Raw genomic sequence first — 16,106 nt, 5'->3', positions numbered from 1 at the left:
AGTCCTCGTGGTCGGTCGGCTGTGGTGGTCGGTCGATCGGCGCGATCGGTGGTGGGCGGTGGCGGTCGGTCAGTTGTCGGGCGCGGGCGTCGTGTCGCCGCCGGCCTTGCTGTAGTCGGTCTCGTGGCGGTTTGTCTCGGCGAACCGGCCCGTCTTCCAGCGGTACGTGATCACGGTCTCCTGGGACGGGTTCGACACCGGATCGTCCGTGTCGTAGACCTGCTTGGTCACGGTCAGGTTGTCCCCGTCGATCTCCGCGTAGACCGGCGACTCCTCCGCCTTGAAGACATTCTGGTACGTGCCGCCGACATTCCGGTACACATACGAGCCGATACCCACCAGGTCGCCGCAGGTCAGCACGTTGACCACGACGTCGTTGACGGATCCGCCGGTCAGGTCGCCGTAGGAGACGTCGACCTGGTACTCGCCGCCGCTGCACGGCTTCAGCTCACGCTTCACCGTCGTGGAGACCGCCGGGTCCTTCCTGATCAGTGCGACCGCGTCCACCCGCCGGTAGCCGCCGGACGGGCTCGGTGAGGGGGAGGCGACGGCTCCCGCGACCGCCGATGCGTGTGCCGGGCCCTCGTCCCGGGCGCCCGTGCCTCCCGTGCCGCACGCGGCTACGAAAAGGGCGAGGGCGGCGAGCACGGCCGCCGCCGTGATCACCGCCTGTGTACCGCCTGGGGCCCGGTCAGGCCCGGCCTCTGTCAGGCCGCGCAACGCTCCCGCTCCTCACGCTCCAGCGCGCGTGCGTCCAGATCGCGCGCCTCCAGCTCCTCGCGAAGCCGGGCGAGCGCCCGGTGCAGCGTGCTCTTGACCGTACCGGCCGACATGCCGAGGGCGGCGGCCGTCTCCTCCGTGGACATCTGCTCCCAGTGTCGCAGTACTACAACACTGCGCTGTTTCGGTGCGAGTACCTTCATGATGTCCATCAGGAGAGCCCGGTCGGCGTGCTGCTCGGTGGAGTCGTCCACGGACGCGTCCGGCAGCTGCTCGGTCGGGACCTCCTCCAGCTTGCGCGCCCGCCACCACTCGGTCCGAGTGTTGATCATGACGCGCCGCAGGTAGGCGTCGGCGAGCCGCTTGTCGGCGATGCCCTCCCAGCGGCCGTACGTCCGCACGAGCGCCGTCTGCAGCAGATCCTGGGCGTCGACGGGGTCCGGAACCAGCCGACGGGCGCTGCGCAGCAGCGCGTCCTGCCGGGTACGGACGTACTCCTCGAATTCGAGCACCTCGCCCTGCGCCATGATCAACCGCCTCCGTTGCCCGTGAACTCCGGCCTGTGCCTGAAGTCCCGTCCTGCGTTCCCCGTGTCTGTGTCCCGGTGGTCCGCCGGGCACGGAAACGAAGTTAGGCAGTCGTTGTCACGGCGTTGTGCGGGCCAGCCTTCGGCTAGCAATCGGCTATCCGTCGGTTGTGTAACGGCCGTAGGTTCGGGGTAAAGAAGGCGACCGGTATGTCCCTTTATGGGGAGGTATGTCGGCCGAGATGCTCGGTAACGGAAGCTCCGTCCCTGTGGCTTGGCTGTCCGTCAGCTCAGCGGCAGCCGGTACAGGCCGCCCGCCAACGGCTCCACCAGACCGTCCGTCACGAGCCCGTCGAGCGCGCGGGCGCGCTGCACCGGCTCGTGCCACACCCGGTCCAGTACCGCCTGCGGCACCGGCGCGTGCGCCTCGCGCAGCACGGCGAGCAGCTTGCCGCGCACCTGGCGGTCGGTGCCGGCGTACGTCTGCCCGCGCCGCGGCGGACCCTCGTGCTCCGGCTTGCCCGCCAGCCGCCAGGCGCACTGCGCGGCGATCGGGCACCGCGCGCACCCCTCGTTCTTCGCCGTGCACACCAGTGCGCCCAGCTCCATCGAGGCGGCGGCCCAGCGCGCGGCGGTCTTCTCGTCCGCGGGCAGCAGCTCGCGGGCGAGCCTGCGCTCGGCGGCCGTCGTCGCGTTGGGCGGGTACTGCACCCCCGTCACCGCCCGCGCGAAGACCCGGCGCACATTCGTGTCCAGCACCGCATGCCGCTGCCCGTACGCGAAGGAGGCGACGGCCGCCGCCGTGTACTCGCCGATCCCGGGCAGCGCCAGCAGCTGTGCATGATCCGTCGGTACGTCCCCGCCGTGCCGTTCCGTTATGGCGACCGCGGCCCCGTGCAGCCTGAGCGCCCGGCGCGGATAGCCGAGCCGCCCCCAGGCGCGCACCGCTTCCCCGGGAGCCTCCTTCGCGAGATCGGCCGGGCGCGGCCAGCGGGCCAGCCACTCCTCATACACCGGCAGCACCCGGCTGACCGGGGTCTGCTGGAGCATGAACTCGCTGACCATCACACCCCACGGGCCCGCCTCCGGGCGGCGCCAGGGGAGGTCGCGGGCATGGGCGTCGAACCAGGCGATCACGGGGGTGTGCAGCTTCTCAGTCATGGCCTTCCGATCCTGCCACGCCTCACCGGGCAGGACGGGTGACGGCACGGTCACCGAGCGTGGCGAAACGCGAAGAACCTTGGCCGTTACGGCAGTTACCGGAATGATGATCCGGAAAAGTTGGCGTTCGCGCGGCGGGTGGCGCAAGACAGCGCGCCGATCTCTCGTACAGTTTGGGCCGTGGGATCTCTGCGCAATCCGGTCGGGCCGCTTCCCTCCTCCATCTACTGGCGAAGGAGGGCCGTCATGCTGGCCGTGGTCGCCGTACTGGCGCTGCTGATCACCTGGATCGTCATGGCCGGCGGCGGGGGCGGCAAGAAGAACACCGACGCGTCCAACGGCAAGAATCCCGCGCACACGATCACGCCCGGCCCGTCCTCGTCGGGGCCCGCGATCAGCCAACACCCGGGCGGGCGCGACGAGTCGAGCGGTGGGGACTCCGGCGGGAGCGGCTCGGGTTCGGGTGACGGTTCTTCTTCGGGTTCCGCCGGCTCCTCCGGCTCCACGGGTTCGGCAGGCTCCTCGGGCTCCGGTGACGGCTCGGCCTCGGGTGCGGCGGGCGGCACCGGCGTCGTCGCGGGCGACGCGCTCCCGGCTTCCTCCCCGCTGCCCGCCTGCACGTCCTCCGCAGTGGCGTTGAGCCTGAAGAGCCTGAGCAACACCTACTCGCCGGACCAGACGCCCACCTTCCAACTCACCGCGAAGAACAGCTCTTCCGCCGACTGCAAGATCGATCTCGGCCCGAAGAACGCCGTGTTGACCATCACGCCGTCGACCGGCAGCCACGCCTACTGGACGTCGTCCGACTGCCCCAAGGGCGCGGCGAACCTCGTCTTCCGGGTGCCGGCGGGCCAGAGCATCACGTACACGGTGAAGTGGGACCGCAAGCCGAGCGCCCCGCAGTGCGGGACGCCTGCGGCGGGCTCGGCCAAGGCGGACACGTATCTGTTGGAGGCGCGGACGCCGGGGTTCGGGCAGCAGCAGGCTTCGTTCGTGCTGTCGGCGGACTAGGGCGCCTGGCAGCTCGGGCGGCCCCGTCGTAGGGCGGCTGCGGTTTGTCGTGGTGCTTCGCGCCCACGCGGCGGAGCCGCATATCGATACAGCCCCGCGCCCCTTTGGGGCGCGCTACACGTACCGCTCCAGAATCGAAGACTCGGCCAGCCGGGACAAGCCCTCCCGCACGCTCCTCGCCCGCGCCTCGCCCACCCCGTCCACGGTCTGCAGGTCGTCCACACTCGCGGCGAGCAGCTTCTGCAGGCCTCCGAAGTGCTCCACCAGCCGGTCGATGATCGCGCCGGGCAGGCGCGGGACCTTGGCCAGGAGACGGAAGCCGCGCGGGGACACCGCGGAGTCCAGGGTCTCGGGAGACCCGGTGTAGCCCAGTGCCCGCGCCACCGTGCTGAGTTCGATGAGCTCCCCATGGGTCAGCGCGTCCAGCTCGGACAGCGCCTCCTCGACCGTGCGGGAGCGCTTCGCCGTCGGCTCGGGGACGTAGTCCCGTACGACCAGCTCGCGGTCCGGCTCGACGCCCGCGATCAACTCCTCCAGCTGGAGGGCGAGAAGGCGGCCGTCCGTGCCCAGTTCGACCACGTACTCGGCGATTTCGGTGGCGATGCGGCGGACCATCTCCAGCCGCTGCGCGACGGCGGACACGTCTCGGACCGTCACCAGGTCCTCGATCTCCAGCGCCGACAGCGTGCCCGCCACCTCGTCCAGCCGGAGCTTGTACCGCTCCAGCGTGGCCAGTGCCTGGTTCGCGCGGGACAGGATCGCCGCCGAGTCCTCCAGTACGCGGCGCTGGCCGTCGACGTAGAGGGCGATCAGCCGCATCGACTGGGAGACGGAGACGACGGGGAAGCCGACCTGCTTGCTGACCCGGTCCGCCGTACGGTGCCGGGTGCCCGTCTCCTCCGTCGGGATCGTCGGGTCCGGCACCAGTTGCACGCCGGCGCGCAGGATCTTGGACAGGTCCGACGACAGCACGATGCCGCCGTCCAGCTTGCACAGCTCGCGCAGCCGGGTCGCGGTGAACTCCACGTCCAGCACGAAGCCGCCCGTGCACATCGCCTCGACCGTCTTGTCGGAGCCGAGGACGATCAGCCCGCCGGTGTTGCCGCGCAGCACGCGCTCAAGGCCGTCACGCAGGGCCGTACCGGGAGCCACGGCGCTCAGCGAGGCGCGCATCAGGCCATCGGAACCGGCACTCCCACCGGACTTTCCGGGAGCTGCTGCCCGGTCGTTGGCTGCCACTGCACTCCTCCGGTCGCAGGTTCTGACGCGCCCCCGCTCCCGCACGCGGTTCGTACGGACGGGCGAGACCTGGGCAAAGTCTACCGGCGCTGCTCCGCCTCCCGTGGGGCCTCTCCGCGACGGGAGCGGGGCAGGACCCGCAGCGCGTCCCCCATGTCCGCGACTTCCAGGACCTTCATACCGGGCGGCACCTTGCCGGGATCGGTCGGCACGAGCGCGTGTGTGAAGCCCAGCCGGTGCGCCTCGGCGAGCCGGCGCTGCACGCCCGTCACCCGTCTGACCTCGCCCGCGAGGCCCACCTCGCCGATCGCCACCAGGTTCTTCGGCAGCGGGGTGTCGCTCGCGGCGGAGGCCAGCGCCAGCGCGATCGCGAGGTCGGCGGCAGGCTCGGACAGCTTCACTCCGCCCACCGTCGCCGAGTAGATGTCCCGCTTGCCGAGCGCGCTGATCCGCCCGCGCTGCTCCAGCACCGCCAGCATCATCGACACCCGGGACGTCTCCAGGCCCGAGGTCGTCCGGCGCGGGGAGGGGATCTGGGAGTCCACGGTCAGCGCCTGCACCTCGGCCACCAGCGGGCGGCGGCCCTCCAGGGTGACGGTCAGGCACGTGCCCGGCACCGGTTCGTCCCGCCGGGTCAGGAACAGGCCGCTGGGGTCGGCGAGGCCCGTGATGCCCTCGTCGTGCAGCTCGAAGCAGCCGACCTCGTCCGTGGCGCCGTAGCGGTTCTTCACACCGCGCACCAGGCGCAGGCGCGCGTGCCGGTCGCCCTCGAAGTGGAGGACGACGTCCACGAGGTGTTCGAGGAGGCGGGGGCCCGCGATCGCGCCGTCCTTCGTGACATGGCCCACGAGGAGCGTGGACATGCCCCGCTCCTTCGAGGCGCGGATGAGGGCGCCCGCGACCTCCCGCACCTGGGCCATGCCGCCGGGTGCGCCGTCGATCTCCGGGGAGGCGACCGTCTGCACCGAGTCCAGGATCAGCAGGGACGGCTTGATCTCGTCCAAGTGACCGAGGACGGCGGACAGGTCGGTCTCGGCGGCGAGATAGAGGTGGTCGTCGAGGGCGCCGATACGGTCGGCGCGCAGCCGCACCTGGCTCGCCGACTCCTCACCCGTCACATAGAGCGTGCGGTGCTGGTCGCTCGCGGACTTGGCGGCCACGTCCAGCAGCAGGGTGGACTTGCCGACCCCGGGCTCGCCCGCGAGCAGCACGACCGCGCCGGGGACGAGTCCGCCGCCGAGCACCCGGTCCAGCTCCGGCACGCCGGTCGTGCGGGCGGTGGCCTGGCGGCCGTCGACCTGGCCGATCGGCAGCGCGGAGGTGGTGACCCGGCCGGGTGCCGTCGTACGGACCGCGGGGGCGCCGTACTCCTCGACCGTGCCCCACGCCTGGCATTCGGGGCAGCGGCCGAGCCACTTGGCCGTCTGCCAGCCGCACTCGGTGCAGCGGTAGGACGGGCGGTCCTTGGTGGTCTTCGTACGGGCAGCCATGCGGAAACCGTAGCCCGCGGCACTGACAATCGGCGGGCCGGTGCGGCAGGAGCGGCGGGCGGGACACATGTGGGTGGGCCGATATCAGCCACCGCCCATCGGAATCCGGCCGCGGAATGAAGGGTTCCTGTCCCCTTATGAGGGATCGTTTCACCCGTACGGATTAAAAGTGCTCAAGGTACGCGAAGGGGCACCCCAGCGCCGCCTACGGTCGCACGGATGATGAGCAGCAGTCCGGGGACCACGACCCGCACCACCGGCGCGCACCGGGCGCAAGGCGCGGCGCGCGAAGCACGTGAGGCGCGCGAGGAACGCGACCGCGCCGCCGCGCGCACCCTCGCCCACCGGCCGCCGGCGCGCTACGAGCCGTATCTGGACGGACTGTTCACCTACTGCCTGTCGGTGCTGTGCGACCACGACGCGGCCACCGCCGCCCTCGGCGACGTCCTCGCCCTGGCCGAGCGGCGTGCCCACCGCGTCCCGGAGGCCGCCGCCGACCGCAGGGCCTGGCTCTACGCCCTGGCCCGCTGGGCATGCCTGCGCGGGCTGGCCGAGGCCAAGCAGAAACGTCAGGCCACGCATGCGGCGGGCCGCCCGGCGCCGGCGAAGGCGGGCGGGGCGGTGGCGAAGGCGGATCGTGCGGCGGCGGGCGCAGGCGGTGCGGCGGCGGGCGCAGCCGGCGGTCCGGCGGGGAAGCAGGTCCCCGCGCCCTCCCTCGCCCCCGAGATCCAGGAGCAGCGGCGTCGTGAACTCGCCCTGCTCGCGTGGCCGGAGGCGGCCGGTACCACCCCGGAGCAGCGCGAGGCGCTGGAACTGGCCGTCCGCCACCACCTCACCGCCCACGAGGTCGCCGCCGTCCTCGGCATGGAGCCCGCCGTCGCGCGCGAACTGCTCGCCTCCGCCGCCTGCGAGGTCGAGCGCACGCGCGCGGCCCTCGCCGTGGTCGAGACCGGCGTCTGCCCGAGCGTGGCCCACCTCACGGGCGACAGCCGCCTGGTCCTGAGCACCGCGCTGCGCCGGGAACTGGTCCGGCACGTCGACGACTGTCCGCGCTGCCGCCGGATCGCCGAGCGCGCCGTCCCCGGCCGCTGGCCCGGCGCCACGGTCACCCCGGCAGAGCTGCCGGTGCTGGAGGCTCCCCGTGCGGCCCTGCACCTGGCCCTGGCCCACCACCCGCGCGCGCGTGGCGCGGCCGTACCCCGCTTCGACCGGCGCGGCTTCCCGATGGACCCCAAGGACCGCGCGGCCCGCCGCGACCGCCTTCGCGCGCGTGCGGTGACGACGACGGTCGTCGCCACGGTCGTCGCCGCCCCCGTGCTGGCCCTGTGGGCCGCGTACCGGGGCGCGCCCACGGCGGAGGGGGACGGCCGGTCGCCCACCGCGAGCGAGACACAGGGTCCCGACGCCCTCGCCGACGACCAGGGAGGCGGCTACGAGAACGCGGGCAACGCGCGCGTGAAGCCCGGCGATCGCATCGGCAGGAACGGCAAGGCGGACGTCTCCGTGGAGGTGGTCAGCGTCGCGGGGGCGGGTACGAAAGGCGCCGGACAGCTGGCCGTCAGCGCGGCCAACGACGGCGACACCACGCTGATCACCCTCACGGCCTCGGGCCCCGCCCCGGTCCGCTGGTCGGCGTCCACGTCGGCGGTGTGGCTCTACCTCAGCCGGTCATCGGGAACCCTGAACCCCGGCGACACGTTGACGATCAAGGTGTACGTCGACCACCTCCGCGAGCCCTCCGGCCACTGGCACGCACAGGTGGCGATCTCCCCGGCGGGCGCGGTGGTCACGATCGACGGCTACGGCACAGCCCCCACCGGCCCGACGTCCCCACCCCCGAACACCCCGACCCCCACACCAACCCCGACAAACCCACCCACAACAACCCCACCGACCTCCCCACCCCCCACCACCTCAACTCCCACACCACCGCCCACAAGCCCACCTCCCTCACCCACCCCGACGCCGACTCCGTCCGACAGCGGGACGCCGAGTCCGTCAGGCAGTCAGGGATGAGCTGGGGGAAGAGCGGGAAAAGGGGTGAGGGCGGCCGGCGGGCGAGTTGCGGCCGGCGGGCGAGTTACGGTGCCGGGTCCGCCGGGTGCGGGGCGAGGAGGGGGAGCTGGGATGCCAGGCGGGCCTCGCAGAGCTCGACCAGGCGGTCGTACCCCGCCTTGCCCATCAGCTCGGTCAGCTCGGCCCGGTACGAGACGTACACCGGCTCGCCCGCGCCGTGCGCCGACGTCGCCGACGTACACCACCAGTGCAGGTCGTGCCCGCCCGGACCCCAGCCCCGGCGGTCGTACTCGCCGATGGAGACCTGGAGGACGCGCGTGTCGTCGGGGCGGTCGATCCAGTCGTACGTCCGCCGGATCGGCAGCTGCCAGCACACGTCCGGCTTGGTCTCCAGCGGCTCCCGGCCCTCCCGCAGCGCGAGGATGTGCAGCGAGCAGCCCGCGCCGCCCGCGAAACCGGGCCGGTTCTGGAAGATGCAGGAGCCCTGGAAGGGGCGGGTCTGGCGGGAGCCCTCGTCGTCCTCCGACACCCAGCCGTGCCGCGTGCCCTCGGCGTGGTGCTGCCAGATCTCCGGCGTGAGCCGCGCCACATGCGCGGCGACCCGCTTCTCGTCGTCCTCGTCGGAGAAGTGCGCGCCCAGCGAGCAGCACCCGTCGTCCGCGCGGCCCGCCTGGATGCCCTGGCAGCCGCTGCCGAAGATGCAGTTCCAGCGAGAGGTCAGCCATGTCAGATCACAGCGGAAGACCTGTTCGTCGTCCGCCGGATCAGGAAACTCCACCCACGCGCGCGCGAAGTCGAGCCCCTTCTCGTCGCTCACCTTCGGGGCCTGCTCGGACTTCTTGGACGACTTCTTGGACACGGACGACCTCGCCTGCGCAGAATCCTTCGCTCCCTTGGAGGATTTGGGATCCTTCGCCTTTTTCGTCTTTGGCACAGCACCAGGGTAAGTGGCCCGGCACCGCTTCGGGGACCGAGGACGGACGATCTGGCAGTAGCGTTCCGTATATGAGACTCGGTGTCCTGGACGTGGGTTCGAACACGGTGCATCTGCTGGTGGTGGACGCACACCCCGGCGCGCGCCCGCTGCCCGCGCATTCGCACAAGGCCGACCTTCGGCTCGCCCAACTGCTCGACGGCAGCGGTGCCATCGGCGAGGACGGCATCCACAAGCTGGTCGCCGTCGTCCAGGACGCGCTCCAGGCCGCCGAGGACAAGGGTGTCGAGGACCTGCTGCCGTTCGCGACCTCTGCCGTCCGCGAGGCCGACAACGCCGACGACGTCCTTGCGCGCGTGGAGGCCGAGACCGGCGTACGCCTCCAGGTCCTCTCCGGCGCTGAGGAGGCCCGGCTCACCTTCCTCGCCGTCCGCCGCTGGTTCGGCTGGTCCGCCGGGAAGCTGCTGGTCCTGGACATCGGCGGCGGCTCCCTGGAGATCGCCTACGGCATAGACGAGGAGCCGGACGCCGCCGTCTCCCTGCCGCTCGGCGCCGGCCGGCTCACCGCAGGCTGGCTGCCCGGCGACCCACCCGCCCCCGAGGACATCCGCGCCCTGCGCCGCCATGTGCGCACGGAGATCGCCCGCACGGTCGGCGAATTCAGCCGCCGCGGCACCCCGGACCACGTCGTCGCCACCTCCAAGACCTTCAAGCAGCTCGCCCGCATCGCCGGCGCCGCCCGCAGCGCCGAGGGCCTCTACGTCCAGCGGGAACTCAAGCGCGAGTCCCTGGAGGCCTGGGTCCCGCGCCTGGCCGGCATGACGGCCGAGCAGCGCGGCGAGCTCCCGGGAGTCTCGGAGGGCAGGGCCGGCCAGCTGCTGGCGGGTGCGCTGGTGGCCGAGGCGGCGATGGATCTTTTCGGGGTGGAAAGCCTTGAGGTCTGCCCGTGGGCGCTGCGCGAGGGCGTGATCCTGCGGCGCCTGGATCACATGGGATCCGCGTAGAAACCCAAGGGGCGCGGGGCTGCATCGATATGCGGCTCCGCCGCGATGGGGGTACCTCCCTGCTCGAACGAAGTTGAGAGCTTGGGGGAGCGAGAACGCACCACGCACCCGCACCCGCCCGAATGGCAAAGCTCACAACGGCGAACAGGCACCCAACGCCCGAGCCATTCAACCCCGTAAGGTGACGGACGTGGCTGAACCCAGGTACGTCCCCGTCGCGCTGTCGACAGCCTCCGTCTACCCGGAGTCCACTGCGACGGCCTTCGAGATCGCCGCGCGCCTCGGGTACGACGGTGTCGAGGTCATGGTGTGGACGGACCCGGTCAGCCAGGACATCGAGGCGCTGCGCCGCCTGTCGGACTACCACGGCATCCCGGTCCTGGCCGTGCACGCCCCCTGTCTGCTGATCACACAGCGGGTCTGGTCGACCGACCCCTGGGTCAAGCTCCAGCGGGCCCGCGCGGCCGCCGAGAAGCTGGGCGCCTCCACCGTCGTCGTACACCCGCCCTTCCGCTGGCAGCGGCAGTACGCGCGCGACTTCGTCGACGGGATCTGGCGGATGGCGGACGAGACGGATGTACGGTTCGCCGTCGAGAACATGTACCCGTGGCGCTACCGCGACCGGGAGATGCTCGCCTACGCGCCCGACTGGGACGTCACCCAGCACGACTACCGGCACTTCACGATCGACCTCAGCCACACGGCGACGGCCCGCGCCGACGCCCTGGAGATGGTCGACCGCATGGGCGGCCGGCTCGGCCATGTCCACCTCGCCGACGGCCGGGGCTCCGCCAAGGACGAGCACCTGGTGCCCGGCCGCGGCACCCAGCCCTGTGCCGAGCTGCTGGAGCACCTCGTGGTCAGCGGATTCGACGGCCATGTCGTGATCGAGGTCAACACGCGGCGGGCGATGTCCGGCGCCGAGCGCGAGGCCGATCTCGCCGAGGCCCTGTCCTTCACCCGCAAACACCTGTCCTCGGCGGTACGGGTGTCCCGGCCATGAGCGAGACCCCGTCCTCCGCCGAGAGGGATGCCGAGAAGCCCGCCGAGCAGGCTGTCGGGAAGCCCGCCGAGCAGGCTGTCGGGAAGCCCGCCGAGCAGGCTGCCGGAAAGGCGGCCCGCAGAAGGGGCAGGCCCCCGCGCACGGAATCCGCCGACACCCGCGACCGCATTCTCACCGCGGCCCGCGAGGAGTTCTCCGAGCGCGGCTACGAGAAGGCGTCCGTCCGGGGCATCGCCAAGGCGGCCGGGGTCGACTCGGCGCTCGTCCACCACTACTTCGGCACCAAGGAACAGGTCTTCGAGGCGGCCGTCGCCGTGGCCTTCGCGCCCGCGCTCGACGCGCCGGACGCGGTCGCAGCCGGCCCGCTGGACGGGGTGGGGGAGCGGCTGACCCGCTTCATCTTCGGCATCTGGGAGAACCCCACGACCCGCACCCCGCTGCTGGCCATCGTCCGCTCGGCGGTCAACAACGACACCGCGGCCGCCGTCTTCCGCCGGCTGATCGCCTCCCAGCTGCTGCGCCGGGTCGCCGCCCGGGTGGACCTGCCGGACCCGGAACTGCGCGCCGAGCTGGCGGCCGCGCAGCTGGTCGGTGCGGCGATGCTGCGCTACGTGATCAAGCTGGAGCCGCTGGCGTCGGCCGACCTGGAGCAGATCGTCGCGCGCGTCGCCCCGGTCGTACAGCACCACCTCACGGACCGGTGAGACCGACGGCCGGGTGAACGGCCGCGATGAAACGCGCGTCCCGCATTCCGGACAACCACGTCCAGCCCTTGGAGCACCGGCGTACGCTCGGAGACAACCAGAAATGTCTGGCAGATCTTCGAAGGAGCGAGCGACGATGCCCGAGCTGAGGTCCCGCACAGTCACCCACGGCCGCAACATGGCGGGCGCCCGCGCCCTGATGCGCGCCTCCGGTGTACCCGGTGCGGACATCGGCCGGAAGCCGATCATCGCGGTCGCGAACTCCTTCACCGAGTTCGTGCCGGGCCACACCCACCTCCAGCCGGTCGGCCGGATCGTCAGCGAGGCGATCACGGAGGCGGGCGGCATCCCGCGCGAGTTCAACACGATCGCCGTGGACGACGGCATCGCCATGGGCCACGGCGGCATGCTGTACTCCCTGCCCTCCCGCGACCTGATCGCGGACTCGGTGGAGTACATGGTCGAGGCCCACTGCGCCGACGCCCTGGTCTGCATCTCCAACTGCGACAAGATCACCCCGGGCATGCTGCTGGCGGCCCTGCGCCTGAACATCCCGACGGTCTTCGTCTCCGGCGGCCCGATGGAGTCCGGCCGGGCCACGCTGGTCGACGGCACGGTCCGCACGCTCGACCTGGTCGACGCGATCTCCGACGCCGTCAACGACAAGATCTCGGACGCGGACATCCTCCGTATCGAGGAGAACGCCTGCCCGACCTGCGGCAGCTGTTCCGGCATGTTCACCGCCAACTCGATGAACTGCCTGACCGAGGCCATCGGCCTGTCCCTGCCCGGCAACGGCTCGGTCCTCGCCACCCACACCGCGCGCAAGCAGCTCTACGTCGACGCCGCCCGCACGGTCATGGACCTCACCCGCCGCTACTACGAGCACGACGACGAGTCGGTCCTCCCGCTCAACATCGCCACCTTCCAGGCCTTCGAGAACGCCATGGCCCTGGACATCGCGATGGGCGGCTCCACCAACACGATCCTGCACCTGCTGGCCGCCGCCCAGGAGGCGGGCGTCCCCTTCGGGCTGGAGCAGATCGACGCCGTCTCGCGCCGGGTGCCGTGCCTGGCGAAGGTGGCCCCGAACGTCGCGAAGAACCGCACGTACTACATGGAGGACGTGCACCGTGCCGGCGGCATCCCGGCCCTGCTCGGCGAACTGCACCGCGCGGGCCTGCTCAACGAGGACGTCCACGCCGTCCACAGCCCCTCCCTCGCCGACTGGCTGAAGACCTGGGACGTGCGCGGCGGCTCCCCCTCCCCGGAGGCGGTGGAGCTGTGGCACGCGGCGCCGGGCTGCGTCCGCTCCGCCGAGGCCTTCTCCCAGTCCGAGCGCTGGGAGGCCCTGGACGAGGACGCGGAGGGCGGCTGCATCCGCTCCGTCGAGCACGCGTACTCCAAGGACGGCGGCCTGGCCGTGCTGAAGGGCAACCTGGCGGTCGACGGCTGTGTGGTGAAGACGGCCGGTGTGGACGAGTCGATCTGGACCTTCGAGGGCCCGGCCGTCGTCTGCGAGTCCCAGGAGGAGGCCGTCCAGCGGATCCTCACCCACGAGGTCAAGGACGGCGACGTCGTCGTCATCCGCTACGAGGGCCCCAAGGGCGGCCCCGGCATGCAGGAGATGCTCTACCCGACCTCGTACCTGAAGGGCCGCGGCCTCGGCAAGAGCTGCGCCCTGATCACCGACGGCCGCTTCTCCGGCGGCACCTCGGGCCTGTCCATCGGCCACGCCTCCCCCGAGGCGGCCTCCGGCGGCACGATCGCCCTGGTCCAGGACGGCGACCGCATCCGCATCGACATCCCGAACCGCACGATCGAGCTCCTCGTCGACGAGGCGGAACTCGCCCGCCGCGAGCAGGCGCTGGGCGGGGTGTACGCCCCGAAGAACCGCGAGCGCAAGGTGTCGGCCGCCCTGCGCGCCTACGCGGCGATGGCCACCAGCGCGGACAAGGGCGCCGTGCGCGATGTGACCAAGCTGGGCTGAGCCCGCGCATCCGCCGAGGGGCCGCTCCCGACGGGGGCGGCCCCTCGGCATGTCAGCAGCCGGCCGGACTCCGTAGGTCACCAGTCGGCCGGGTTCCGCGCGGCCACGCCGAACACGGTTCCGTCGGGGGCGCCGGCGTAGACGTGGCCGTCGACGACCAGCGGTGCCGGCAGGTCGGCGGTGACCACGTCCGCGTCGGCGCCGAGCCGCGCCGGAGTCTGCCCGACGAGGCGCCCGCTGCGCGCGTCGACGGCCAGCAGGCGCCCGTCGGCGGCGGTGACGTAGACGTGCGCACCGTCGCCGACCGGGACCGAACCGCGGCTGACGGACGTCTCCAGGTGCCACAGCCGCTTGCCCGCGCCCAGGTCGACGGCCTCCAACGAGCCGCCCGCGGCCAGCAGATACACGGTGTCCGCGTGCACGGAGGCCTGCGGTGACACACGCGGGACCGGGAGGGCCACCCGGCGCGAGGCCTTGGCGGCCGGTGTGTAGCGGACCACGGCGTCGGTGGCCCAGGACTTGTCGACGGACAGGAAGAACACGGATCCGCCCTGGCTCCCGACGGGGTCCAGGATGCCGTCCAGCGACGCCTCCCAGCGCACCGCACCCGTGCCCGGATCCACGGCGGCGACATGCGTGTGCGCCCCGTCCCGCGACGAGGTGGTCGCGTACGCCAGCGGATCCCCGGCGAACGAGGCGAGCGACGGCGTGCTGTAGCCGGGCAGGCGCCGGTGCCACCTGGTCCGGCCCGACCTGCCGTCCACCCCGGTGACCGTTCCGTCCGCGCCCGTGATCAGGGCCGCACCCCCGGCGTACCGGACCGTGGTGCCGTGTGGCAGCCGCCGCTTCCACACCTCGGCGCCGGAGCGCGGGTCGCGTGCGGTCAGCAGGGAGCCGCCGGCCGTGCAGAACTGCACGAGCGAGCCGGCCGGAACCGGCGCCCCGCACACGGGCCCGGCGGCAGCGGAGCGACGCCACAGCAGCTTCCCGTCGGCAGGGGAGAGGGCGAAAGCGGCGCCGCCCCGTGCGCAGAACACCGCCCCCGCCCCGTACGCGCACTGCGGCATCCCCGACGCCTCGGACGCCGGCCTGACCTGCCAGGAACTGAACGCGGCCGCCTTGGCGTGCGGGCTCGCACCGGCCGGCGTACGGCCACCGCCCCCGAGCAGCTGGACCGAGGCCACCGCGGCGGCCACGACGAGCCCGAGCACCCCGGCCCCCACCGCCACCTTCCTGCCGACCCGCCTGCGGCCCACCGGCTCGGGCCGCTTCCCCGCGGCCGGCCGCTCGGCCGCCGATTCGTCGTCGCCGCCCGTGCGCTGCGCCGGTATGAACGCCTGCGTGTCGTACGAGGCCGCCACCGACCGCAGCTCCCGCATCAGCTCGTCGGGCGTCGGCCGGTCCTCGGGCTCCTTGGCCAGACAGCGCAGCACCAGCGGCGCGAGACTCTCCGGCACCCCGGTCAGATCGGGCTCGTCGTGCACGACCTGGTAGGCGACGACGTACGGGCTGTCCGAGTCGAACGGCCCGCGCCCGGTCGCCGCGTGCACCAGCACCGAGCCGAGCGCGAAGATGTCGGCGGCGGGCCCGACCTCGCGCGGCCGCCGGAACTGCTCGGGCGCCATGAAGGGCGGCGTACCGATCAACTTCCCGGTCTCGGTGCGCAGTTCACTGTCCTTGGGTCGGGAGATACCGAAGTCGATGACCTTCGGCCCGTCCTCCGCGAGCAGCACATTGCTCGGCTTCAGATCCCGGTGCACGACCCCCACCCGGTGGATGTCGCGCAACGCCTCGGCGAGCCCGGCCATGAGCCGCCGCAACTGCGCCGCCGGCATCGGCCCGTTCCGCTTGACGTGCTCGGAGAGCGTGGGCCCGGGAATGAACAGCGTGGCCATCCAGGGCCGCTCGGCCTCCGGATCGGCATCGACGACGGACGCGGTGAAGGCACCGCTCACCCTCCGGGCGGCGGCCACCTCCTGCCGGAAACGGCCCCTGAACTCCCGGTCCCGGGCGAACTCGGCGTGTACGACCTTCACCGCGAGCTTCATCCCGGAGGTGCTGCGGGCCAGATGGACGACCCCCATGCCGCCCGACCCCAGACAGGACTCCAGCAGATAGTGACCGGCGTACTCGGGAAGTTCCGCTTCCGCGCCCGCCCCCGTGTTTCTCCGTGGCGCCATGGGACCACCCCCGTGCTGTTCGTCCGCGCGCGCGACGCACGGAGCCTAGTCGATGACTCGTGCGAGACAGAGGCGGCTTGCTAGCCTGCGCGCGCGAGTCGCGCACACCTGTGCCGCGGCCCGATCAC

13 protein-coding genes are annotated in these 16,106 nt (G+C 72.3%); 6 read left to right on the top strand and 7 right to left on the bottom strand.

All coding sequences use genetic code 11. The annotated features are described in order from the left end of the window. Positions 1 to 69: 69 nt before the first annotated feature. From O1G22_RS18430 to O1G22_RS18420, 3 genes are all read right to left on the bottom strand, one after another. On the bottom strand, positions 70 to 720 hold the full coding sequence (locus O1G22_RS18430; RefSeq protein ID WP_270082345.1) for a hypothetical protein: 651 nt from the start codon (positions 718 to 720) through the stop codon (positions 70 to 72). After that, complete coding sequence (locus tag O1G22_RS18425) at positions 708 to 1,247, bottom strand: SigE family RNA polymerase sigma factor (RefSeq protein WP_067006350.1); 540 nt, start codon at positions 1,245 to 1,247, stop codon at positions 708 to 710. The genes O1G22_RS18430 and O1G22_RS18425 overlap by 13 nt, the downstream gene beginning before the upstream one ends. A 284-nt stretch (positions 1,248 to 1,531) precedes the next feature. Next, positions 1,532 to 2,407 (bottom strand): HhH-GPD family protein, encoded by an 876-nt coding sequence (locus O1G22_RS18420; RefSeq protein WP_270082344.1) that lies wholly within the window; start codon positions 2,405 to 2,407, stop codon positions 1,532 to 1,534. Between the two features lie 180 nt (positions 2,408 to 2,587). Between O1G22_RS18420 and O1G22_RS18415 the strand changes: the two genes are divergently transcribed. Further along, a complete protein-coding gene (locus O1G22_RS18415; protein ID WP_270082343.1) occupies positions 2,588 to 3,418 on the top strand; it encodes a hypothetical protein in 831 nt (276 codons plus the stop codon). A gap of 114 nt (positions 3,419 to 3,532) precedes the next feature. Here the strand turns inward: O1G22_RS18415 and disA are convergent, their stop codons facing one another. Both disA and radA read right to left on the bottom strand, forming a co-directional pair. Next, positions 3,533 to 4,657 carry a DNA integrity scanning diadenylate cyclase DisA gene (gene disA, locus O1G22_RS18410; protein WP_270082342.1) on the bottom strand — a complete coding sequence of 375 codons (1,125 nt, stop codon included), beginning with the start codon at positions 4,655 to 4,657 and terminating at the stop codon, positions 3,533 to 3,535. An 80-nt stretch (positions 4,658 to 4,737) separates the two neighbouring features. Further along, positions 4,738 to 6,147, bottom strand: coding sequence for a DNA repair protein RadA (gene radA, locus O1G22_RS18405; RefSeq protein ID WP_270082341.1), 1,410 nt, complete (start codon positions 6,145 to 6,147; stop codon positions 4,738 to 4,740). 219 nt (positions 6,148 to 6,366) lie between these two features. Between radA and O1G22_RS18400 the strand changes: the two genes are divergently transcribed. Continuing rightward, a complete protein-coding gene (locus O1G22_RS18400) occupies positions 6,367 to 8,163 on the top strand; it encodes a BACON domain-containing protein (protein WP_270082340.1) in 1,797 nt (598 codons plus the stop codon). Between the two features lie 64 nt (positions 8,164 to 8,227). Here O1G22_RS18400 and O1G22_RS18395 read toward each other — a convergent pair whose 3' ends face one another. After that, on the bottom strand, positions 8,228 to 9,022 hold the full coding sequence (locus O1G22_RS18395) for a DUF3109 family protein (protein ID WP_428986377.1): 795 nt from the start codon (positions 9,020 to 9,022) through the stop codon (positions 8,228 to 8,230). A 146-nt stretch (positions 9,023 to 9,168) separates the two neighbouring features. Between O1G22_RS18395 and O1G22_RS18390 the strand changes: the two genes are divergently transcribed. The 4 genes from O1G22_RS18390 to ilvD all read left to right on the top strand — a co-directional run bounded on the left by O1G22_RS18390 (position 9,169) and on the right by ilvD (position 13,798). After that, positions 9,169 to 10,101 (top strand): Ppx/GppA family phosphatase, encoded by a 933-nt coding sequence (locus O1G22_RS18390; protein WP_270082338.1) that lies wholly within the window; start codon positions 9,169 to 9,171, stop codon positions 10,099 to 10,101. Between the two features lie 181 nt (positions 10,102 to 10,282). After that, entirely contained in the window at positions 10,283 to 11,104 is an 822-nt protein-coding gene (locus tag O1G22_RS18385) for a sugar phosphate isomerase/epimerase family protein (protein WP_428986376.1), read from the top strand. Continuing rightward, on the top strand, positions 11,101 to 11,808 hold the full coding sequence (locus O1G22_RS18380; protein WP_270082336.1) for a TetR/AcrR family transcriptional regulator: 708 nt from the start codon (positions 11,101 to 11,103) through the stop codon (positions 11,806 to 11,808). The genes O1G22_RS18385 and O1G22_RS18380 overlap by 4 nt, the downstream gene beginning before the upstream one ends. 136 nt (positions 11,809 to 11,944) lie before the next feature. After that, the gene (gene ilvD, locus O1G22_RS18375; RefSeq protein WP_270082335.1) at positions 11,945 to 13,798 is read left to right on the top strand and encodes a dihydroxy-acid dehydratase; all 1,854 of its coding nucleotides are present in this window, start codon (positions 11,945 to 11,947) and stop codon (positions 13,796 to 13,798) included. A gap of 77 nt (positions 13,799 to 13,875) precedes the next feature. Here the strand turns inward: ilvD and O1G22_RS18370 are convergent, their stop codons facing one another. Continuing rightward, positions 13,876 to 15,978 (bottom strand): outer membrane protein assembly factor BamB family protein, encoded by a 2,103-nt coding sequence (locus tag O1G22_RS18370; RefSeq protein WP_270082334.1) that lies wholly within the window; start codon positions 15,976 to 15,978, stop codon positions 13,876 to 13,878. Positions 15,979 to 16,106: the final 128 nt, after the last annotated feature.

The sequence above is a fragment of the Streptomyces camelliae genome (assembly GCF_027625935.1).
GTDB lineage: Bacteria > Actinomycetota > Actinomycetes > Streptomycetales > Streptomycetaceae > Streptomyces > Streptomyces camelliae.
The sequence above is the reverse complement of the archived record's forward strand: the minus strand, read 5'-3'. Positions and strand labels throughout refer to the sequence as shown.